Below are 22,027 nucleotides of genomic sequence, written 5' to 3'. Positions count from 1 at the left end.
ATGGCCTCCCAATAATAATCTCAAACCGTAAAATTTATTCTCTCATCTCAACCATATGGGATGATACATAAAGGCATCCTCATTTTCTATAGCTTTGGTCAATTCATTGATTTGCAGATCAATTGCTTGGCGAAAAGTAACCGCATAATCAATATAATCCAGATACTGAGTTGCTGTTTGCATTTTTTTCTCATACTTTTTCAAAAAAATATTCATTCCTTCTGTTGTTAGATAATAACCAGGCTTATCTCTGTTGTGAAAAAAATGTTCCGTATGTATTTCATGCCCATTTACAAGACTCATAACCAGAGAGTCTACAAGAGTTGCTCTCCACTCTTCCATCATATCGCTTGCCAACGTAGGATGCTTTTCCCTGTCACTGTGAATAAACCCAAAGTATGGATTCAAGCCTTTATTTTCTAATCTTCCATAGATTTCATTCATTAAAATAGAATATCCTAAACTCAACATGGAATTAAATTCATCTCTTGGCGGCCGTCTGCTTCTGCCCTTAAAAGCAAATTCTTCATGAACTACTCTGCTTAACCCATCGAAATACAGTTTTGCAGCATTGCCTTCATATCCCATAATCTCAGTAATGGTTTCACAATTTCCAATTTTTTTCAAGGATTGGCGCATACGCACCAAGAGATCTTTTACATCTTTTTCTTCACTTCGTGCATACCGTCTCAGTATAATTTCCTGATTGTGAATTTTTCCGCCGACAATACTTTTGGCTAATTCCAGGGAAAATTCCGAATCTGCCAAAGCTGCCTGCTTTCTCTGCCTTTGTACATTTATATGATTTGTAGACTGCAGCCTGCCAAAATAAGAACCACCTTTGGAATAATACGAAATATTGATTCCACGTTTTAAACATTGCACCACACATTGAGATGTAATTTGCACACTGGTGAATATATAAATTGCTTCTAAATTTTCCACAGGGATTTTTCGAATGGCTTCTTCTCCATATTTAACTACTATATAATTTGCATCATAATTGATATGGGCACCATTCGAATTTACAAACAAGTAACTCATTCTATTCCCCCTTATCGTATTGTATCGAAGTGTCTCGGTATAATTTTCTTAAAAATTATACCATAGATTCATTCGTTCTGAAAATAGTTCATTCCAATGTATTTCATTGTTTATCTGGATTTGTAAACTATTATTTTCTAATGCACATTCGTTTTTAGGAAAAATATTATAAAACTGATTCTGTCCACTTTAAAGGTCTTCTTATTTCTAATGCAAAATCTGAGTTTCATATTTAGGAAAAACAGTAATTTCGTTTCCCTTTTGGGGGCTTCTTATTTCTAATTAAATGGAAACCGGAAGTGAAAAGCTCCATAATTATGTTTCCGTCCTCTCCCGGAAGCTTCTTAATTTGTATTAAATCTGAAAAGTCAGCAAAAGGCGCATGACTGCTGGTTTCCGTCCCCTTCTGGGGTCTTCTTATTTCTAAATTATAAGCAGAATTATGCCATATGCCCTATATGCGGAAAGTTTCCGTCCCCTTCCGGGGGCTTCTTATTTCTAAATTAAGTTTAAAATACACAAGAAAAAATTTTTTTGGAAGGTTTCCGTCCCCTTCCGGGGTCTTCTTATTTCTAATGACCTTGAAAGAGTTTTAAATTTCCCTTTTTCTTGGGTTTCCGTCCCCTTCCGGGGTCTTCTTATTTCTAATAACAACAAAACTTAAACGAAAGGCAGGTACATAGCGTTTCCGTCCCCTTCCAGGGTCTTCTTATTTCTAATTGACATTTGAAAAATTAAAAAAAATCGGAACAATGTTTCCGTCCCCTTCCGGGGTCTTCTTATTTCTAATACGGTATATATCTTTATACTGTGTCATATTGGGGTTTCCGTCCCCTTCCGGGGTCTTCTTATTTCTAATAACAGCTCACAGAAGATCTGTTAAGTACTGCTTATCCTTGTTTCCGTCCCCTTCCGGGGTCTTCTTATTTCTAATGCGGTAACAATATGAGTAAGCACACAATCACAATGGTTTCCGTCCCCTTCCGGGGTCTTCTTATTTCTAATAATTCTGGAAGCATTAAGCAAAAAAGAATTTGAAAAAGTTTCCGTCCCCTTCCGGGGTCTTCTTATTTCTAATTGTTCGCTGTTATTGGTTCGTTGCCGTTCCTTTAAGTTTCCGTCCCCTTCCGGGGTCTTCTTATTTCTAATGGCTACCACACCCCACAGGTCACGGTTTCAGAATCAGGTTTCCGTCCCCTTCCGGGGTCTTCTTATTTCTAATACAGGGAGTATTCAACCATTATTGAAAAAAGACACAAGTTTCCGTCCCCTTCCGGGGTCTTCTTATTTCTAATCCCATCCGCCGCATCCCAGTAAAACCAACACCTCCCAACATGGTTTGCGGCGGAAAACTTTTTTCTCTATTCCTTCCCTTTTTTCCTGCCCAATCAGCCCAAAATTTCCAGTAAAATCAGGCAGCGGGGCAAATCATTGACATTTCGTTATTTTCGCACGGCACAATCCCATCTGATACCGTTTTCCTTCATAATAAGCCACTTTACAGATATGCGGTGAAACGCCTCGCTTTCTATCCAAATAATGTTTATGATTTTCCGGTACTCCAGTCGCCTTGAAAAGGTTCACCACCGTCTCCACTCCTTCTTCTTTGCCAAACAATGGATAAACTTCCGTCTTTGTCACAAAACCTGTTCCTCCGCCTAACCAGACCGAATCCTCAAATGGCATGTCCATATCCGGATATTTTCTCAGAAAACATTCATAATACATCTCTCCAAAAAATGCCAAAGCCTGTTCTAAATACTCTTTTGTAATCCCACAAATACTTGAATCAATGGTAATCGTAACATGAATAACGGTTCCCGGACGCAATGCCTCACGCAATACATTTAATTTTTTCTCTCTGCCATCTGCATGTAATTCTGTTCTCTGACACAACACCAACTCTTCCACTGACAAAGGCTTACTGTCACTAACGATCATTCCCGCCATCGCATCGTTCACCGCATGTCGTGGTTCTTTTTGAAGTCTGTTCAATGTTCTGTAGCAAGCATATTCCATTGCAGCTGATTCCCTCTTGCAAATGTTCCTATTCCTTCCTTTATTTCTCTTAAGCGCGCCTGAAATATCATTTTTTATTTGCTTATATTTTTCAAAATCATGTGCGATATCATATGCCAGTAAAATCGTTCTGAGCATTCCTTTCACAGAACTTCCAGGCACATAAGGCATGCCATATGCGTCCTTTACAAATTCCAAAACAGACAACTTACTGCGGGAATCAATCACTGCATCTTGACATTCCAGCTGGTAACGGACGCATTTCTGATATTCTTTTTTTAAAACCTTATTCTTTTCCAACCACTTTCCCACATCATCCCGACTGTTCCCCAACATAAATTTCTCATACTGGGACATCAAATTTTTCCCATTTAATAGCTGACACAGCTTTGCCATATCCATTACCGATATCTTTTTTTCCCATGGTGAAAAAGCATATTCTTTTTTTCCTATTTCTTTTCCGCTTCCGATATATACTGGCCCTGCCGCTGTCAATTCCAGATCATACGTTTTCAATATATTGCTCAAGAAATCACCTCCAGAAACATGGGCTTGGCATACCGATACACTGGATGTGAGCCTCCGTCGCTGACATCATATATATCCCCTTCAAACCGTTTTCTAAAGCAAGAACCCGCCTGCATCACATACATATCACGTTTTCTTAATTGCTCCTTAGCGTATGTTTCGGAAGCAACAAATCCGCTCCTTTTTAACAACAGGTACCCTGCCTGTTCTAAAGCCCCCTCTAATTCTTCTTCTCTGGGAAGACAAACAGATAACGCCATAAATGCCGCTCCTTCCTGCGCTTCGTCAGGACGCTCCAAATTCTTTGAGTTCTTTTCTCCATCCACCATCATTTTTCCACAAGCCAGACGACATTGCAACTCTTTAAGAACATTCTCCCGTTTCAATTGATATCTCCCCAGGCCAGCATTTCTTTTCCCGCCAATCCCTGACAACTCTAACGAAGCAAGTCCAGTTTCCAATAACTGTATATCCTCTTCAGATTCCCCTCCTGCTATGATATACAATCCATTCCCAGAACAAAAATGATAAATTCCAACCCTATAGGGCTTTGTTTCTTCCATGCCCCGAACTGCCGCACTGGTTTTGATCTCCCTATATCCCAAACTTTCCTGAAATCGGTTAAATTCATGAATTACATCTAATTTCCCGGCAATATAATCCTCCCATTTATCGGCTGGAACATAAGCCAGCTTTTTATAAGCTTTTTTCAATGTAGAATCTCCCCTCTGTTCCTCTGTTTCTATTTTCAACACAGGTTTGGGCAGATAATATATATTTTCGATATAAGGAAATGCATCTGTTAAGCATATCTTCCCTTCTCTTGCTCGGCTGACCAACTGTTTTAACTCGCGCGGCCCCTGTTTGATGCACTCCTGACACAAAGCAGAGAATAATGTATCTGCACACAAAGTAAATCCTCCATGTTCCAGAGAATTTTCTCCAAAATGCACCCCTGCCGTAAAATCAAACTTATAAATTCTGTACTCCATCCCTACACACCCTTCAACAATTTGTTGCACTTCTCCAGAATATTATCCGATATCTCCCCAATCACCACATCTGCCGCCAGAGCATGAAATTTAACTTTTCCATATCCTCTGGAACCATTGCCACCCAGATAATCGTACTGCAATAATTTCAGTCCCTCCGCCAACACTTCAAAATCTTCCAGGATTTCCTCTTCTTCTGCCACTTCATAAATAAAATCCAGATCAAATTCAGATCCCCGGATCACACGCTCAATCTGTCTGGGATTGGCAACTGCAGTAATCCGATCAATAGTATTTTCAAATTTTACTTCTGTAAGACTCTGCAGCCCCTGCTTTCTCAGTTCTTTTTCATTGGCAAGCATCATATCGGATATAATAATACGGCTTCTTTTTACCTGCCCCTTTTTGGCAGAGCCAAATACTCTTGTAAGACGTTCATTGTCATCATCCGGCTTTCCGGCAATTCCCTCATTGTATGCCTTCGCCAGCAGCGCACGCATTTTCCCTTTTAGGGAACTCCCTGGTATCATAGGGCGATTGGTGCCTGCATCTTTGATCACTGGAGCATCCACTGCTCCAATAGCTGCAAATGCAGAAGATCCTCCAATATGCATTCCTGTTACCACTTCAATTCTTCCTGTAATCTGTATTTTCGCATACATGTAATTTCCTCCTTAATTATCCTTTCCACCATAAAATCTGTGATAAGCCACCAGAGCTTCCATATATCTGCTGAACAACAGATAATTTTTCTTACTGCCGCCTATCTCACTGATACATTTCAACATGTTTGTATCCTCCACAAATTCTCTTACCACAGGTTCTCTCCCGGCTTCATACAAGACACGCACTTTCAGATAATCAATTCTCCCACACAGTTCGTCGTTTAATTTTTCCTCTTTGCAATCCATAACCTCATTACAGATATCTGCCGTCATAGATAGAAGATTCCTGATTTTTGATGTGGTTACCATAGGCTTTTTTTTCTTCGTTTTTTCATTTATTTTATTTTTATGTAACTGAATTGCCGCCTCCGCTTTCTCCACATAATTTTTTTCCGTGATTATCATTCTGTTTCCTCCTTCTCCCGTATCTTATATGCATATAAATTAATTGCTGTCTTTAACTGTCTGCAATCTTTTTCCTGTTTGATCCACTGGTACATTTTCCTGGAAAATTCCTGATACTGCGCCTTTTCTTCCTTTTCCGCCCTTTCCCCTGGTTCCATCCTGGCCAGAAGATACACAAACCTTGCCAAATTAATTTTATCCTCCTGTCTGCGCACCAGCTCAAGCAAATGATAGAGAAAATTTTTACCGCGATCTTCAGATTTCTGGAAAAAAGCTGCGATTGTCCGATACTTTTCTTCGATAACTTCATCCAAAAATACTTCCCAGGAATATGTGCCATCACTAACTTTATAAACCTTGCCTGTTTCCTGATCCAATTCCTCATGGATTTTCCCATCCGGTAAAAACGTTATGGCATTCTTACCCGGTATCATTTTAGATTCATCTTCCAGTTTTGCCGTTTCTCCTGCGCTTACATGAATTGGAAATTTAGGTTGATACAGTCCAATTCCTGTCGACAAAGATAAGGTTCCCTCCGTAAATTTTTTAAATTCCTGCCGGATATCCACTGCCAGTTCCAGAATATCATCCCAGGCTCCTGCCAGAAAAAGATCGTCTCCTCCAGAATACACCACCGCAGCTTTCCTGTTCTTTTTCACTTTTCCATCCAGAGAATACCGGGGCTGTTTCAATATGATATTGATATAATGCCTGAAAAACAAAGATAACTGCCTGGATAAAACTGCTGTCCTGGTCAACGTCACATACCGATTCCCATATTTTTCACTTTCAAACCCTGATACAAAAGCTTTGCCCAGATTATCCACATCTGCCCGGAGAATCCCAATCCTTTCTATTCCTTCTGCCTGGTTTGCCAGTTCTTCAAAAGTCTCTCCGGTAGTATAATTCCCCACCCAAATCTTTGTGGCAATATGCTTTCCGGAAAACATCTTATTCTTACCATATGCCCTGACATAGCCTGGATCTTCTGTCATCCGCTTCCGTAAACTGTCCGCATTTTCCGCCGCCAGACAGACGTCAAAAGGCAACGGAAGCGCCTGTTTCTCCTTCGTTCCTGTAATAGAAAAGAAATCTGTATACAAAATGTCTTTGGACATATTAAGTATAGATGCGCAAATTTGGCAAATCCCCTCTCCTGTCAAATGATCTATTCTTTTACATACCTTGCATTCTCTCGTATAATCTGCATTTCGCTTTCCATTCAGCTTTCGGATCTGCTTCGCATCATACCGGGCTGATTTTTTCCTGGATATCTCATTGCTGACAGACTTGAAAATTTCTGCATATGCCCCAACAGGCTTATCCTTCAATGCATTTCCGCTGCATGCCTGCCATCCTGCAGCCACATACAAAGAAATGTCAAACTGTTCTAACATCCACTGATTCAATTCCTGTTCAAATTGTAAAACTGTTTCTATGGTTTTTTCCGTATTTGCTAAAAGCAGGTAACAATGTCCTCCTCCCGCATAAATTAAATTTGCCCGTGACAATTCCAACCGTTCCAAAAGCGTATCTATCATATGCTCCATCATAATTTCCAGATAAAAAGAGCGGGCCCTTAAATTCTTCAGCGCCCCCTCACTGTGTATCGTATAAATAAAATTCTGAATTCCTGAAATATCCATGGAAAACAGAAGAAAAGCATTTTCTTTCTGAAAATCACTGCCATGCAGAAACAAAGAAGTTTTGTAACTTTCTATCTGCTTTTCATGCAAATAGTCAAAGATACAAGAACTCAAGGCCGCTGTCAATTTCAAATGATCATAAAGTGAAATATCCGCCAATTCATCTTTTGCTGTGGATGAAGGCACCAGGCTGAGATTTCCTTCCAGAATTTCCAGTAACGAATTTACATACTCTGCCTCCCAACGTATTCCCTTAAAATTATCCATAAGTTTCTGTTTTATCATCAAATAAAAATGCTCATCATACAGCTCTGCCTGCTCTGTCGGATAACTCATAGTCTCTTCTGGATTCTGGGTCTGTGAATAATACATCTTCTTTTCATTGCCATTTAAAATATTGAAAACAGATTCCAGAGCAACTTCCCTGACAAACCCTTTTTCCCCACTCTCATTCTTCCTGCGATCAGCCGAAGCCGCAATATTATCTGCCAGATAGGTGATATAAGCAAAAGAATTGTTGTCAATCCGGGCGGCGCCCAGTTCCGCACCATGATGGTATCGGACAGAATCCAAAACTTCTTTTTCCTTCAAACCCACTTCTTCCTTTAAAAATTCATATCCGCTGATACTGTGCTTTCTCCCATCTCCTTGTCGGTAGATTACTTTTCCAATATCGTGAAGCAAGCCTCCTACAATTAACTGTACTTTCTCCTTAGTCATCCTTTTCTCCCTTCTATGAGCTTAACGGCTCCCATTCCCATTGCAGTTTTGATTCCAATTCCCGTGTATTCCCCAAAATGAAACAGAAGATTTAAAAAATTTACCATCGCCTGCGGCCCACTGACTTTTATTTTCATCTGTCCCATAAATGCAGGAATCCGTTTTCCATGAACAGAATAACTGCTGCTGCGAAGCTGATATTGTACAATTCTGCTGTATTCTAAAAGTTGTTCTAAAACTTCCCCACTTTCCACAGTCTCATCGTCGGATGCTGCATCATATTTTTTCATCAAACTTTGATAGATCAACTGCAAGGTAGGCATACAAACGTATTCCCCCTGACTCTTAAAAGCAGTTGGAGTTTGGAAGGACACCTGGATATACCGGTCTGAGTTTTCAAAATAATATTGTTCCATAAATTCTTTTTTTTCAATCTTAAAAAGCTGTTTTTGGACAACAGACACCTTCCATTTGTCATCTTCCATATAAAAATCCGAAAACCGTTCTTCCTGGAAAGGAAGCATGATTTCCTGAAATGCTTCCTCATTGGCTGTACAAATATTCCAGATATTTCTCCCATTCAGATTCGTTATTGACTGACTGTAAGGATGCAGACCTGTCACATGTAATTTTGCAGCGTACTCCTCTCTCACTTGCTCCATCAATATTCCCTGAAGTATCACCGCTTTTTGATATGGAATGAAATCATTTTCTTCTGTTTTCAATTCCATCTTCAAATTTGCTAACATATTGTTTGTTCTCCTAATCTTTCAAAAAATCTCAATTCCAGAATTCAATATCTATAACGATCCAGAATTTACCAGCCTTATCCATTATACCTCTTTTTACTTCCCCTGTCACCCTTGAAGATCACCTACCTTCCTCAGCAAATAAAATAATACAGTCCTCTCATAATTTTTCATAACGGGATATGAGATTAAGAAAAGAATGGACACAACGCTAAAATATTTCTGGAGTGCAAGCTACGGCAGTATCTATCCCGCGTTAAGTGATTTAGTTCAGCGCGGATTGGCTGTGAAAAGGGAGGATTCTGAGAGTAAAAGAAGCAAGCTGATTTATACCATAACAGATGATGGAAGGAACTACCTGAAAAAATGGCTTACACTGCCTGTCCAAAAAGATGAACTCCATTATGAAACACTGCTGAAATTATTTTTTGGAAATGAACAGGGCGCCCAACAGGCAATCTCGCATATTGACGCCTTTCAGGAAAAAATTCAAAAAGAACTGCCTTATCTTTTGGATGCAGAACAGATCTTACAGAAAAATCTGGATCAGGATACTGCCCACAGATACTATTTGCTTACTGTGAAGTTTGGAATCAAAACCTACCGCACTTATTTCGAATGGTGCGAAGAAGCAAAAAAAAATTCTGATGGAGGATGGAGCGTGAATGTATGTTAGGACATTTTGGTTTTTCATATTTGGGGCTGATATTTTTATTGCTGCTGTTTATTCCCAATATCCTGTGGGTAGGCAAACAACCCCAGGGATATACTGCTCAAAATGAAAATAAATTTTTGCTGATTTTGGAGCGAATGGGAGAAGCGCTGACAACAATCTGCGCCTTGATTTTTAAAGATTTTAATTTTCATGGCTGGTCCTGGCAGCTGATTGGGGCCCTTGCATTAATGATAATGTATGAATTATGGTGGATACGCTATTTTCAAAGCGAACGGAAGCTGTCAGACTTTTACAGCAGTTTCTTAGGGATTCCCCTTGCAGGAGCAACATTGCCTGTCATTTCTTTTTTCCTGCTGAGCATATACGGCCGAGTCATATGGCTGACAGCCGCTGTAATCATCCTGGGAATCGGACATATCGGCATCCATATACAGCACAGCAGAGAACTTAGAACATCAAATTAAGAAAACAGGCAATGCGCTGAGCTTCAATTTCCAAAGCTGTACGCATTGCCTTCTATCTTCTGCCGCTTATGTTCCATTCAGAAATTACTGAACCGCCCGGAACGCTTCTTCTAAATCTTCGATAATATCGTCAATGTGCTCTGTTCCAATGGATAAACGAATGGTATTTTTGAAAATCCCCTGTTCCGCCAGTTCCTTCTCATTTAATTGAGAATGGGTGGTAGACGCCGGATGAATGGCAAGGGATTTTACATCTGCCACGTTTGCCAACAAGGAAAATACTTCCAGATTGTCAATAAAATCCTTTGCGGTGCGGTCATCTCCTTTGATTTCAAAGGTAAAAATAGAACCGCCGCCCTTTGGAAAATATTTTTGGTATAATTCCTTCTGCTTTGGATCTGTGGAAATAGAAGGATGATGTACCTTTTCTACCTGCGGATGGTTATTCAGGTATTCTACCACCTTCAATGCGTTTTCCACATGCCGTTCTACCCTTAAGGAGAGTGTTTCTAACCCCTGCAGGAAAATAAAGGCATGGAAGGGGGAAAGAGTTGCTCCCGTATCCCTTAAAAGAATCGCACGGATTTTCGTAACAAACGCTGCCGGCCCTACCGCCTTTGTAAAGCTTACTCCATGATAGCTGGGATTTGGTTCTGTAATAGAAGGGAATTTTCCAGATGCTTCCCAGTCAAACTTTCCACTGTCTACAATCACGCCGCCGATAGCCGTTCCATGGCCGCCGATAAATTTCGTGGCAGAATGCACCACAATATCTGCGCCATATTCAATGGGACGTACCAGAAATGGAGTTGCAAAGGTACTGTCTACCACCAATGGTATCTTATGGGCATGGGCAAGCTTGGCAATCGCTTCGATATCGCTTACATCAGAATTGGGATTTCCAAAAGTTTCTATGTAAAGAGCCCTGGTGTTTTCCTGGATTGCCTGTGCAAAATTATTTATGTCTGACGGATCTACAAACGTAGTAGTAATTCCATACTCCGGCAATGTATGCTCCAGCAGGTTATAGGTTCCTCCATAGATGTTGTTTGCCGCCACAATATGCTCCCCGTTTTTGGCAAGATTCTGAATGGTATAAGTAACTGCTGCAGCGCCAGAAGCTACTGCAAGGGCGGCTACTCCTCCTTCTAACGCCGCAATTCTCTGCTCAAAAATATCCTGGGTTGGATTGGTGAGCCTTCCATAAATATTTCCTGCATCCTGCAGGCCGAACCGCGCAGCCGCATGATCTGAATTATGGAACACATAGGAAGAGGTTGCGTAAATGGGGACTGCCCTTGCATCGGTCACTGGATCTGCCTGTTCCTGCCCTACATGCAACTGTAATGTTTCAAATTTTAATTCTCTGTCTTTGTATGCTTTTTTGCTCATAACGATCCGTTTCTCCTTTTTCCTTATTTCATATCTGTTTAGTGGGTTATTTATTTGCATATACTATACCCTATATTTCCCAGTAAGTCAATAGGGAATTTATTTTTCAGCCTCTTTTTCCTGCGAAAACATAGCTTCATCACAATTATTCATCGTTCTGTATCCCATAATTTTCCAAAAAATGATGCCTCACTCCCTGTTCTTTGTAGGCAATTACGGTGCTCAAATTCACATTTTCCACGCTTCGAAAAATATTTGCTTCTACAAAAGGATTGATTTTCTTTAATTCTTCAATGAGCCTTTTCACTTCCAGCCGTTTTGAAGTGGTTTCATTGTCTGGCAAATTAGCGGCACAGGCTTCTGTAAACCGGCAGGCGCATTGCAGAAATTTCAATCCATTATAATCCCGCCAGTGTTTGATATCCGCTTCCCGAATATAGTACATAGGGCGGATCAGCTCCATTCCCTCAAAATTCGTACTGTGCAGTTTGGGCATCATAGTCTGTATCTGTCCGCCATAGAGCATTCCCATCAAAATCGTTTCAATCACATCATCATAATGGTGCCCCAGCGCAATCTTATTGCAGCCAAGCTCCTGCGCCTGATGATAAAGGTGCCCCCGGCGCATCCGTGCGCAGAGATAGCAAGGAGACTTCTCGACGTCATATACCGCATCAAAAATATCTGATTCAAACACAGTAATGGGAAGGTCCATCTTTGCTGCATTGTCTTCAATCATCGTCCGATTTTCCGCCAGATATCCCGGATCCATCACCAAAAATTCCAACTCGAAGGATACCTTTCTGTGCTTTTGTAATTCCTGAAACAGCTTTGCCATCAGCATGGAATCTTTTCCGCCAGAAATGCAGACTGCAATTTTATCCCCTTCCTGTATTAATTCATAATCCCGGACTGCTTTTGCAAAACGGGAAAATAATTCTTTATGAAATTTTTTTTGAATGCTTTTTTCAATTTCTTTTGCCTGATTTATCGCTTTTTCCATAATAGCTGAACCTCGTTATACAACAATTTCCAGCGCATTGCACAGAAATGGCATGTCTAATGACTCACCGGGCAATGCGTCGGCTTCCATATTATATTCTTTTCCCCCTAAAATGGCAACAGCCACTTTTGCATCTTCTGCAAAGCGGCTGCGGCTAACATACAGGTTCTATTTTTCTTGTCCATCTTTGTACCAATATACTTTCAACGTTATCGTTCCATCTTCATTCCGTGTAAATGTTTCTAGATATGCCGCTTCTGCATCTGCGTCATTTTGTTCCAGATCTTCCTCTTTCCAACTTGCGATACAGGACGCCATCCTGCACAAATTCTGAATATCCGCCGCTCATGGTCACTGCGTTAAAAAAGCTGGGATTCTGCCCTTTAATCAAAGGGGATACGGCGTCCTGGCTTTGAAACGCTGCTGCAAGCCCCTGATCCTCTACTTCTTCTTCCACGTTGTCCGTGGTCAAATATTTCCATGCTGCAACTGCAGTTCTGTCTCCTTTGCTTTCCTTACAATTTGCTGGTTTAACCAGTAATCCGTTTCTTCTTCTGGAGAAAGGACCCGCCGTAACAACTGTTCCAGATTTTTATCATCCTTTTCTTCTATCAATTCTTCCATTCCTGCAATTCGATTCCGCCAGGCGTATTTTCGTTTTCTATTTTTCCAAATGCGCAGTACAATGGAAACCAGGTAGCTTCCCGGATTTCCTTCCCAGTCCATTATTTCCTTCAGCTCTACCGCTTTCAGAAAGGTATTCTGGTAAAGCTCTTCTGCCTCCTGTTTGTTCTGGGTAAACTGGCTGCAAAATGCATAAACATTTTTTCTTTTGATTCGCGGAATTTACTTTTTTCTGGATATATTATATACTGTGACATAGAAAGGATGAGAAGAAATGAATACGATAAAAACTCCCATTCTGGGAAAAAATGTCTATCTTGCGCCTGGCGCCATTGTACGGGGAGACGTCACCCTTGGTGATAACTCAAGCGTCTGGTTCAATGCAGTGGTACGTGCGGAAGCTGGAGCAGCAGTAATTGGAACCGACACGAACATTCAGGATAATTGTGTACTCCATGTGGATCATGGCGCAGATGTCAGCATCGGAGACCAGGTCACCATTGGCCACGGAGCTATCATTCATGGATGTACCATTAAAAGCAATACTTTAATTGGCATGGGCGCCATTATTATGAATCATGCTGTCATTGGGGAAAACTGCATCATCGGGGCTGGAGCCTTGATTACCCAAAACACAGTGATTCCTGATAATTCTCTGGTACTGGGCAATCCTGGAAAAGTAATACGTTCTGTAACTAACGCTGAAAAAGAAAATATCAAACATAACGCCGCTTATTATAAGGAAGAAGCGGCAGCTTATGCCAGACAACCATGAGTTCCGGCATAAGCTTGCTTTCCCAAAAACTTTTATTGCAAATGCTCTCTTTTTATTTTTGCAAGAAGCCCTCCACAGCCTGCTACTACGTCTTCGTAAGTTTTTTCAAAATCTCCTGTGTACCAGGGATCTGCCACATCCCTGGGGTGATCGGTGTAATCTAGCAGCAGGCTGACTTTGCGCTCTTTATCTTTCCCTACGATCCGGAGTATATTTTTGTAATTCCAATGATCCATTCCTACGATGTAATCATATTTCTGGTAATCACTGCGTTGCATGCGGATGGCGTATTTTCCTGCTGTGGAAATCCCCTCCTGGGCCAGCCTGTTTCTCGTGCCGTGGTGGACTGGGTTGCCAATTTCTTCCATGCTGGTGGCTGCGCTGGCGATATAGAACTCGCTGGCGATGCCTTGTTTTTCTACCATATCTTTCATTACGAACTCGGCCATTGGGCTTCTGCAGATGTTGCCGTGGCACACAAAAAGTATAGAAATCATAATATTTTCCCTCCTAAAATGCCGTGATTTGCCGTGTTTTGGGGACTTTTGCACTACCTGTAAAATCCACATAAAATCTTCGAAATGTGGTACATTACGCAAAATAAGGCAAATCGGTGCAAAATGTAATAATGAGTAGTAGTCAAATGGTAGTCAATTTTACGGTTGCAGACTACCAACCTTTTAACGGTATTATCGTTAAAGGGGTTTCAAAGGGTGTGCATAGTTTAACGATAATACACAGTAATACTTCAAACCCTTTTATTATTCAATCAGATTATAAATATGTTTCTTTTACCTTTTTTGCTGCATACTGCAATTCAGGATATACATAAGATTCATCAATCCCCAATGTACATAACTCTTTTAGAATTTCCTTCTTTTTCCTCTTATCAATTATTATGCTGCAAAATTCCCTTTTCATTGTTTCTGAATCAATATTTTGAAGTCCACTCTCAAATTGAAACCTTTTCTTCAGCGGATTACCCCAATCATTTACTATTTGCTCCCCTATCGTGCTCTCTTTATAATAATCAAAAAGGAGTTTAATTGAACGATGCGTAACATAAAAATCTCTTGAATCAAAATCAAGCGGTCTAACAACACCATTTGGATACATTTTTTTTAAAGGTTCTTTTTCTACCATTTCTAAAATTTTTCTAAAACTATCATCTCCCCAATGATCACTATAGGCCTTTCTTCCTCCAGACACATACAATCCAAAATGGTCAAATAATTTATTAGGGAATATCATAAATACTGCCGCTTGCCTACGAATTCTCTCATTCCAGCAAAAAGGGTGCGCAACCAAGAACCTATAATCCTCATTTCGATACAATGTTTGTAAATATTTTTTTGGAGATATACTTAAATCATCTAGCCATACATCTTCTTGATAAAAGCATTTATAAAAGCCACAAATTTCTTCAATAATTGGATTTTGGGCAACATTAACAAACGCTCTATGGCAAACCACTCTTGCATCTTTCGCACCTATAAATTCATTGCAAGCAAAAAATAGTGCAATTAAAGGATTTGTTGTGAAATCCAAAAGCCGTGTAGGTAATCCGTAATGTTGCATCTTTGATAAGATTTCAAAATTAGTGTTTAATTCCTGAAAAGCTTCTGGTCGTAAAGCAAGAAAACTATTTACTAAATTAAATTCCTGCCCATCACTTAATTCCGAATACCTTCCAAGATATGGCATGAGTTTCCATTCTGCATCTGACATCCCACGATAGATTATTTCTCCCCCAACAAAATTTTCAAATTTTGTTTTGGACAATAATTCAACAATCCTCAAATAGTCAACTACACTTTTTACTCGAAAGGTTAGATGTGGATAATCTTCATTATTACTTTCAATAATACAATCACCCAATTTTTTATACATTCTGCGTGATTTAATATCTGCAATAAAGGTTCTATTATTCGACATAATCCATCCTTTCCTTAATATCCTACGCTCGGCAATTTTTGTTTATAGCCTTTCCACTTACTGCTGACATACTAGCAAAAACAATCTACACTAAATCTTATTATACCATAACATCTGTATTTTTCCACGAAAAAAAGAAACCCCGGATGGCATTTCTGCACCCAGGGCTTTATTTTCATTCCTCGTATTAGATTGCTTTGAACATCTTCTGGCTAATCGGTTTTTCGCCCGCTACCTTCTCAACTTCTTTCTTGGCCGCCTCCAGTTCTTCCAAGCGGATCATTTCGTCCTTGGCATCATCAAATCCAAGATGGGTATAAGTATTCATCGTAACCGAGATGTCCGAATGCCCCATAAGGTACTGTAAGGTTTTGGGGTTCATTCTCGCCCTTGCCATATTGCTGCAGTAAGTATGCCTGCAAACATGGGGTGTAATGTTCGGCATCTGTATCTTAAAGATATCATTGTACCTCTTTACTGCGTGATTGAAGCGGTGCTGCCAGTGCATTGCCACCTCTGGCATTCCATTCTTATCCCGGAAAAGAAATCCGCCATAACCCTGAACTATGATCTCCGGCAGGTCTGTTGGCCTGTCCTTGATGATTGCCTGGAACATTTGGTAGACATCATCGGTCATCGGAAGTTTTCTTGTTCCTGCATTGGTCTTTGTTGCCTCAATAACATACTCTCCCCACGATGTTCTCTGCAGCTGATGGTTAATATCAATCACCCTGTTCTTCATATCCACATCCCTGAGGGTCAGCCCGCAAAACTCTGAAATCCGCATCCCTGTGTGGAAAAGGATATAAAAGACTTCATAATACTTGCAGTATACATTATCATCATGCACAAACTTAAGGAACTTCTTCATCTGCTCCTTGGTGATTGCCTCTCTTGTTTTTTCATCATTATAAATGACCCCGGCAAGCTGGAATCCAAATGGGTTCTTTACAAGCATATCGTCATCAACCGCCATCTGGAAAGCCGGGCGGAGAACTCCCCGCACCGTTTTGATGGTGCTTGAGCCTTTCCCATCCTGCTGCAGCTTGATTAAAAATAATTTTGCATCTGATGTCTTTACCCTGCTTATCTTTCTTGAGCCGAATTCTTCCTTTAAAAGGATGTTCTTTACAAATCCGTAATTCATAAGCGTATTGGGTTTTACCCCCGTCCTTGTTTTCAGGTATCTTTCCACCAGTTCGTTTACTGTCATATTCCTGCCCATCGGGTCAAGCAGCGAATCCAGATCCCTGCCGATTTCCTTTTCAAGTTCCCGGAGGGAACGGCATGGAGCCTTTCCGGCTGGCTGAGGATCTGTAGGCTCCAGTCTCCAGCTATATACGAAGTGTGGCTTCCCGTCAACATGATACTTAAACTGGTATTTTCCGTTTGCCCTGATCGACTCCCCTTTACGAAGGATTCTGTGTTTTGAGTCTCTTCTTATCGATGTACCGCTCATCTCTTGCTAACGCCTCCTTTACTCCAGGCTGTGCCAGGTATTTCTTAAAATCATTCTTAATGATAAGTTTGCGTTCTCCATACATAGCCATAAAATCAAATGTGCCTCCTTCCAGAAGTTTATAGAACTTTCTCCTGCTAAGCCCAAAGAATATAGCCGTCTCTGTCGGAGTCAGGAAATCCTTATCTTCAAGTGTCGGTTTTGCCATTGTCTCACCTCCAGTGTTTTGCTCATACCATATATCACTCTAAAACCCTGAAATAGCAACTACTATTGGCAGATGAATGCAATTTATATCGTAGAGGTTTCCTGTAAGAACTCCTCAAATTTTGTGCGGATGATAAGATATCTGTTGCCACTCAATACGGCAAAGGAACTGGTGTGTTCTTCAGCCAGCCTTCTCATTTTCTTGATGCCGATGCCAAAGTATGCGGCTGCTTCTTTAATCGATAATGTGTACTTCTCATTCATTGGTATCTCTTTCATAATTCCCTCCAAATCTGTCCCTGATATAACACTCATGCGAACAGTACTTCCTGTTTTTATTGCCATAAGCCGTAAAAGACTTCTGGCAGCACGGACATACATATTCATAATTGGCTTTGCGGTTAACTTTATCGAGATTCTGATTCCACCATTTGTTTCTGCAGCGGTCTGAACAGAATCTCTTTTCTTTTCTCCCGGATGACTGCACAACAGGGATGCCACAGCAAAGGCAGAAATGTTCTGCTGCATCCATCAGTGCAGGCGTTTCAACCAATCCACCAAGTCCGTGTCTCCTGCAGTAGGTTTTTATGGTATTGATGCTGAGTCCAAGTGCCTCAGATATCTTTCCGTAGCTTAATCCCTCTGCCCTTAACCTCTCTATCTGTTGTCTTTGTGTATCGTTCATTGTATCCACCTCCATCAAACCTGAAGGGAATAACTTTTATGGTTTCATCGTTATGATGTTTTCCCTTCACAATCCCACGGACATTAAAATCAAAAATGGGCGTTAGAATTTTTCCCTTCTAAATGGGTTAGTAAGGAAAGCCAATACTTTCCTGTTTTCTGTGAAACATTTTCCCTCCACAGATGGGAAAATCTATAACCCTTACAATCCTCCCAATTACAAAACAAATAGAAATGGACGAGAAAATCCACAAAAAAATAAGGCTGAGCCGATAATTCACCAACCCAGCCTTCATATAGATAAACCCTATTTTAATTGAGCATTTCATTGACCTTCTTCTGAATGGCAGAATAATCATATCCGGCAGCCGTAAGTTTCTGCTTACGCTCCTGTCCGTTGCCCCAATCTCCACGGATGACTTCTTTTGCAATCTCGTCTGCCGATTTGGCACTTGAGGTCTTTGGTGTTTCTGAAACTGTATCCTGAACGGTACAGTATGACGGATTCCCAAGCCAGATCCAGCCTGCCCCACTCTTAAGTCTGCCCCATCCATCGTTCACTTCCATAATGGTAAATACACCCTTGCCAGTCTGCCCTTTAACTGTTCCATTCATGGAAGGTTCTGAACGATAATTCAAATCATCAATGAGAACCTTAACTGTAAATGGGGCAGCCGGGAAGTTCGTGGCAGTATCTGATGTTGATGGTTTAGGTGCAGGTGTTCCCAAAACATCATACTGTGTCAGATTCCACTTCTCAATAATGGAGCATAATTTCTCCACATAAGTAAGCGAAGTCGCATAGCCTCCATCCTTAATAAGCTGTGCCACAGCCTTGTAATCTGTCATGCCTTTAATTCCCTTATAACGGAGAACTTTTCCATTCTTTGCACCAAGAAGATATGCCGAATGGTCTGCAATCGAATCTTCCACGCAGGAATACTTTCTAAAATCCGCTGTAACGGTTTCATATGTACCGTCTGCATTCTGCTCCTGTGTTTTCTTGGTATAAACAGAACTGCCGTCCCATGCAGACCCGCCCCAGGAATTTCCTGAAAGAGACCTCTTCATGCCAAACATATTATTGGCATTTTGTCCGAGTTCGCTCTTTCCATAACCACTTTCAAGAATGAATTGTGCAGCAGATACAGATGCAAGAATACCACTCTTCTTCATATCCTCACGGCACAATGCCCCGATGATAGGGACTGCATCCTTTTCAGAAAGTCCTGCAAACACACCCGCCTGTGTTTCAGCCTTTGTCTCTGCCTTTCCACCCATCTGCTCTTTTACAGCTTTACGGAAGGTATCCATTGTATATCCCATACCAAGCTGTGACCACAAATGCTCCGGGTCACCGTGATTCGAGGCGATGCCCCGGCTATGCCCTTCCTTATGGCTGATGATAACTCCGTCAACCGCGGGATCGAGATTATACTTCCTGCATAGCATTGCAAACAGTTCCACGGCAGCCTCATAGGTTCTCTTTGCCACCGCCTTTGCTGTATCCGTATCGCTGCACTTAAATGCCGAACCACCCGTATAAGTAATACACCCCGGCTCACACATTTCTATACCGATATGGGTATTATTTGCCGAACCATTGATAGATGAACCACAGTGCCATCCTCTATGGTTCCAAGGGAGAGTCTGATACACAGTTCCATCATTCCCATCAATAAATCCGTGGACGCAAGCCCGGTCAAACGACTCATTGTTCCATGAAAGAATAAAGGCCGATGCACTCGGCTGGGGGCAGCCAACCGAATGTAACATCAGCCCTTTCACAGTAATTTTCTGCCCCTTCTTATAACAGGGGTTATTTGTCATGATTGATTCTACAAGATTCATATTATTTCTCCTCACTTTCATCAGACTCGCTTCGTTTATGCAGCTGTTCCAGAACATCCTTCATTTTCTGAGGGATAGGCAGTCCAAGATGCCCTGCATTCTCCAAAAGGCTCACTCCCTCATTAGAGATATAGAAAAAAATAATCGCCGTACGGAGTACGCACCCCGTCCCGATGATTTCCATGTCCAGAATGTTTGCGATCCCCACAAGCATAAAAATCAGCACCTTCCGGCATATACCCTTAAATCCGACCCCGCTTGAAAGCTTTTTGTCCGCCACGCCACACATAACTCCCGTAATGTAATCGATAACCACAAACGCTATGAGTGCATACAGCAGACCATCACACCCGCCAAGAAACCACCCGAGCCATCCTCCGACAGCAGAAAAAACAAACTGGACCATATTCCAAAATCCTTTCATAACGCATTCCTCCTATCTCAATATTTGAAATTTGTCAATATATCTCCCGATATATTTTTAAATTTATATATCATCATCCATAAATGGATGTAGTTACTGGTAAATAATGTTCTGCCGATGTATATCCATATACTTACCCTATCAGTTCTCGCTGGGTCTGTGCCCTGACATTCCTTCATTCTGCTTTATGGATAAAGGCACGGGGCAGACTTGTGCTTGATTGCTGCCTCGTTGGGCTGATGGAGGACTCATCCTTGTCCCCGTGCCATTACCGGCTTATTCTTTTCTCATGCAGCCGCTTTCAGCTGCTCCCTGCGGACAGGTCCGAAGACCTTCCCCGGATCGTAGTTTTCTTTCTTTTTTGCAAGCGCATGGATCAGCGCCAGTATCTTCTTGCTGACTACGATCAATGCCTGCATCTTCCTCAGAGGGGCTTCCTCCCTCGTTTTCAGGTAATGGTAAAGTTGTTTCATCTCGTCATTTGTCGCTACCATTATCAGCGCCATCTGGTAAAGCACGCTCCGCAGATTCTTTCTTCCACGTTTGGATATCTTTGTCCCGCTTTTGTTTTTCCCGGAACTGTCCTCTACAAGGTTATAGCCTGCCATTCGGCTCATCTGGCGTGGGTTCTCAAATCTTGCCGGATTGCCAAGTTCCCCCAGACATGCCGCCAGCGTCACAACTCCTATTCCTTTTATGCTTAGCAGGAATCCCGCATAGTCTGTCTTCTGTAATGCAGCTTCCATCTGTACTTCCAGTTCTTCCGCCTATTTCTCTAAAAGCTCCAGTTCTTCCAGCATAAGCCGCAGTTTCAGCCTTGCCGCTTCCTCCCCGTAATCCACCCCGATGGATTCCTTTGCCGTCTCTATAAGCTGTGCTGCCTTCTTTCTCCCAACGGTTTTCTTTACTGCCTTTTTTATCTCATCCGTAACCCCGTCTTCCCCCAGTTCAAGGATGAACTTCGGAAACGGGCACGTCTTTAATATATGCCGGGACGCCTTTCCTGAAAGGGGACATTTAAACACTTCTTCATACTCCGGGAAATACTCGTCCATTACCGCCGTGATGGTATTCTTTAATGCATTCTTTCGCTTGTTCAGCCCGGTTCTGGTGGTGGACAGTCCTCTCAGTTCCGCATAGACGTCATGGGGCAGGTACAATTCAAAATACCTCCCGTCTTTCACCAGCTTTGCAATCGTCAGCGCATCCTTTTTGTCGGACTTCGTCTGGCTGTTGTCATCCAGTTCCTTCGCCTGTTTTGTTGCATATGGGTTCACCAGAACAACTTTTATCCCATCCTGTTTCTCAAGCCAGTTCGCAAACGCTTTCCAATAATGTCCTGTCGGCTCCATCCCGACAACGGCCTTTGCAAAATTTTCTTTCTTGCATATCTCCCGGATCCTTGCTAAGATAGTCTCGAAGCCGCCTTTGCTGTTTTTAAATTTCAGGGCACGGTCATGCTCTATGCCCCTGAAATCAACAAACCTTGCCCACTGGTAGTTTTTAGCAATGTCCACGCCAACTACGAGGGTGTCTGTTGTGATTGCGATTACTTTTTGTTTCTGGCGGTCTTCGTACTTTACTTTCATTGTTATAAAATCTCCTTTGTTTTCTGATGTATTAAGTCGCGAAACTCATATACATCATACGGGGAGATTTTATTTTGTCAAAGTTCAATTTTCATTCTCTATAGGAATGCTTAAATTTTTTATAAAAAAGTGTCTTCGACACTTCAGCCCCCTAGCCCCCATTCATGGGGGAATTA

General features: G+C 41.4%; 23 protein-coding genes, 1 pseudogene and 1 CRISPR repeat array. Of the genes and pseudogenes, 3 read left to right on the top strand and 21 right to left on the bottom strand.

The window, feature by feature from the left end:
- Window positions 1–42: 42 nt before the first annotated feature.
- The 7 genes from cas1 to cas6 form a co-directional block, all read right to left on the bottom strand.
- On the bottom strand, window positions 43–1,044 hold the full coding sequence (gene cas1, locus E5329_RS05125; RefSeq protein ID WP_135988522.1) for a CRISPR-associated endonuclease Cas1: 1,002 nt from the start codon (window positions 1,042–1,044) through the stop codon (window positions 43–45).
- Window positions 1,045–1,435: 391 nt separating this feature from the next.
- Window positions 1,436–2,339: direct repeats of the CRISPR family, unit length 36 nt; unit sequence GTTTCCGTCCCCTTCCGGGGTCTTCTTATTTCTAAT.
- 133 nt (window positions 2,340–2,472) lie between these two features.
- Window positions 2,473–3,591 (bottom strand): type III-A CRISPR-associated RAMP protein Csm5, encoded by a 1,119-nt coding sequence (csm5, locus tag E5329_RS05120; RefSeq protein WP_135988521.1) that lies wholly within the window; start codon window positions 3,589–3,591, stop codon window positions 2,473–2,475.
- Window positions 3,588–4,583: a type III-A CRISPR-associated RAMP protein Csm4 gene (gene csm4, locus E5329_RS05115; RefSeq protein ID WP_135988520.1), complete on the bottom strand. Its 996-nt coding sequence runs from the start codon at window positions 4,581–4,583 to the stop codon at window positions 3,588–3,590. Before csm4 ends, csm5 begins: the two co-directional genes overlap by 4 nt.
- 2 nt (window positions 4,584–4,585) lie before the next feature.
- A complete protein-coding gene (csm3, locus tag E5329_RS05110) occupies window positions 4,586–5,245 on the bottom strand; it encodes a type III-A CRISPR-associated RAMP protein Csm3 (RefSeq protein ID WP_135988519.1) in 660 nt (219 codons plus the stop codon).
- Between the two features lie 12 nt (window positions 5,246–5,257).
- Entirely contained in the window at window positions 5,258–5,653 is a 396-nt protein-coding gene (gene csm2, locus E5329_RS05105; protein WP_135988518.1) for a type III-A CRISPR-associated protein Csm2, read from the bottom strand.
- Window positions 5,650–8,019 (bottom strand): type III-A CRISPR-associated protein Cas10/Csm1, encoded by a 2,370-nt coding sequence (gene cas10 / locus E5329_RS05100; RefSeq protein ID WP_135988517.1) that lies wholly within the window; start codon window positions 8,017–8,019, stop codon window positions 5,650–5,652. The genes csm2 and cas10 overlap by 4 nt, the downstream gene beginning before the upstream one ends.
- A complete protein-coding gene (gene cas6, locus E5329_RS05095; RefSeq protein ID WP_135988516.1) occupies window positions 8,016–8,768 on the bottom strand; it encodes a CRISPR-associated endoribonuclease Cas6 in 753 nt (250 codons plus the stop codon). Before cas6 ends, cas10 begins: the two co-directional genes overlap by 4 nt.
- Window positions 8,769–8,940: 172 nt before the next feature.
- On the opposite strand from cas6, the gene E5329_RS05090 reads away from it, so the two are divergent.
- Window positions 8,941–9,444: a PadR family transcriptional regulator gene (locus E5329_RS05090; protein ID WP_330571982.1), complete on the top strand. Its 504-nt coding sequence runs from the start codon at window positions 8,941–8,943 to the stop codon at window positions 9,442–9,444.
- Complete coding sequence (locus tag E5329_RS05085) at window positions 9,438–9,908, top strand: hypothetical protein (protein WP_135988514.1); 471 nt, start codon at window positions 9,438–9,440, stop codon at window positions 9,906–9,908. Before E5329_RS05090 ends, E5329_RS05085 begins: the two co-directional genes overlap by 7 nt.
- An 84-nt stretch (window positions 9,909–9,992) precedes the next feature.
- Here the strand turns inward: E5329_RS05085 and E5329_RS05080 are convergent, their stop codons facing one another.
- The 4 genes and pseudogenes from E5329_RS05080 to E5329_RS05065 form a co-directional block, all read right to left on the bottom strand.
- Window positions 9,993–11,300, bottom strand: a complete 1,308-nt coding sequence (locus tag E5329_RS05080; protein WP_135988513.1) for an O-acetylhomoserine aminocarboxypropyltransferase/cysteine synthase family protein — start codon at window positions 11,298–11,300, stop codon at window positions 9,993–9,995.
- Window positions 11,301–11,445: 145 nt separating this feature from the next.
- Window positions 11,446–12,276 (bottom strand): annotated as a pseudogene (locus tag E5329_RS05075) (tRNA 2-thiocytidine biosynthesis TtcA family protein); the annotation flags it as partial.
- A gap of 295 nt (window positions 12,277–12,571) precedes the next feature.
- A complete protein-coding gene (locus E5329_RS05070) occupies window positions 12,572–12,775 on the bottom strand; it encodes a hypothetical protein (RefSeq protein WP_135988511.1) in 204 nt (67 codons plus the stop codon).
- Window positions 12,772–13,140 (bottom strand): RNA polymerase sigma factor, encoded by a 369-nt coding sequence (locus E5329_RS05065; RefSeq protein WP_275443051.1) that lies wholly within the window; start codon window positions 13,138–13,140, stop codon window positions 12,772–12,774. The genes E5329_RS05070 and E5329_RS05065 overlap by 4 nt, the downstream gene beginning before the upstream one ends.
- 61 nt (window positions 13,141–13,201) lie before the next feature.
- On the opposite strand from E5329_RS05065, the gene E5329_RS05060 reads away from it, so the two are divergent.
- Complete coding sequence (locus tag E5329_RS05060) at window positions 13,202–13,702, top strand: gamma carbonic anhydrase family protein (RefSeq protein WP_135988509.1); 501 nt, start codon at window positions 13,202–13,204, stop codon at window positions 13,700–13,702.
- A gap of 32 nt (window positions 13,703–13,734) precedes the next feature.
- On the opposite strand, the gene E5329_RS05055 is transcribed toward E5329_RS05060, so the two are convergent.
- The 10 genes from E5329_RS05055 to E5329_RS30410 form a co-directional block, all read right to left on the bottom strand.
- The gene (locus E5329_RS05055; protein ID WP_135988508.1) at window positions 13,735–14,199 is read right to left on the bottom strand and encodes a low molecular weight protein-tyrosine-phosphatase; all 465 of its coding nucleotides are present in this window, start codon (window positions 14,197–14,199) and stop codon (window positions 13,735–13,737) included.
- A 277-nt stretch (window positions 14,200–14,476) separates the two neighbouring features.
- Window positions 14,477–15,637 carry an FRG domain-containing protein gene (locus E5329_RS05050; protein WP_135988507.1) on the bottom strand — a complete coding sequence of 387 codons (1,161 nt, stop codon included), beginning with the start codon at window positions 15,635–15,637 and terminating at the stop codon, window positions 14,477–14,479.
- Window positions 15,638–15,824: 187 nt separating this feature from the next.
- Complete coding sequence (locus E5329_RS05045; RefSeq protein WP_135988506.1) at window positions 15,825–17,096, bottom strand: site-specific integrase; 1,272 nt, start codon at window positions 17,094–17,096, stop codon at window positions 15,825–15,827.
- Window positions 17,047–17,304, bottom strand: coding sequence for a helix-turn-helix domain-containing protein (locus tag E5329_RS05040; RefSeq protein WP_135988505.1), 258 nt, complete (start codon window positions 17,302–17,304; stop codon window positions 17,047–17,049). Before E5329_RS05040 ends, E5329_RS05045 begins: the two co-directional genes overlap by 50 nt.
- An 83-nt stretch (window positions 17,305–17,387) precedes the next feature.
- On the bottom strand, window positions 17,388–17,582 hold the full coding sequence (locus tag E5329_RS05035; RefSeq protein ID WP_135988504.1) for an excisionase: 195 nt from the start codon (window positions 17,580–17,582) through the stop codon (window positions 17,388–17,390).
- Window positions 17,560–17,988 carry a helix-turn-helix domain-containing protein gene (locus tag E5329_RS05030; protein ID WP_135988503.1) on the bottom strand — a complete coding sequence of 143 codons (429 nt, stop codon included), beginning with the start codon at window positions 17,986–17,988 and terminating at the stop codon, window positions 17,560–17,562. The genes E5329_RS05035 and E5329_RS05030 overlap by 23 nt, the downstream gene beginning before the upstream one ends.
- A 311-nt stretch (window positions 17,989–18,299) precedes the next feature.
- Window positions 18,300–19,838, bottom strand: a complete 1,539-nt coding sequence (locus tag E5329_RS05025) for a glucosaminidase domain-containing protein (protein WP_135988502.1) — start codon at window positions 19,836–19,838, stop codon at window positions 18,300–18,302.
- Between the two features lies 1 nt (window position 19,839).
- Window positions 19,840–20,262 (bottom strand): phage holin family protein, encoded by a 423-nt coding sequence (locus E5329_RS05020; protein ID WP_135988501.1) that lies wholly within the window; start codon window positions 20,260–20,262, stop codon window positions 19,840–19,842.
- Between the two features lie 287 nt (window positions 20,263–20,549).
- A complete protein-coding gene (locus E5329_RS30415) occupies window positions 20,550–21,008 on the bottom strand; it encodes an IS110 family transposase (RefSeq protein WP_275443019.1) in 459 nt (152 codons plus the stop codon).
- Between the two features lie 21 nt (window positions 21,009–21,029).
- Window positions 21,030–21,851 (bottom strand): IS110 family transposase, encoded by an 822-nt coding sequence (locus tag E5329_RS30410; protein ID WP_275443017.1) that lies wholly within the window; start codon window positions 21,849–21,851, stop codon window positions 21,030–21,032.
- Window positions 21,852–22,027 lie beyond the last annotated feature (176 nt).

Origin of the sequence: Petralouisia muris, assembly GCF_004793545.1 — a bacterium.
In the GTDB taxonomy this organism is placed as follows: domain Bacteria; phylum Bacillota; class Clostridia; order Lachnospirales; family Lachnospiraceae; genus Petralouisia; species Petralouisia muris.
This window is presented reverse-complemented; position numbering and strand designations above follow the sequence as displayed.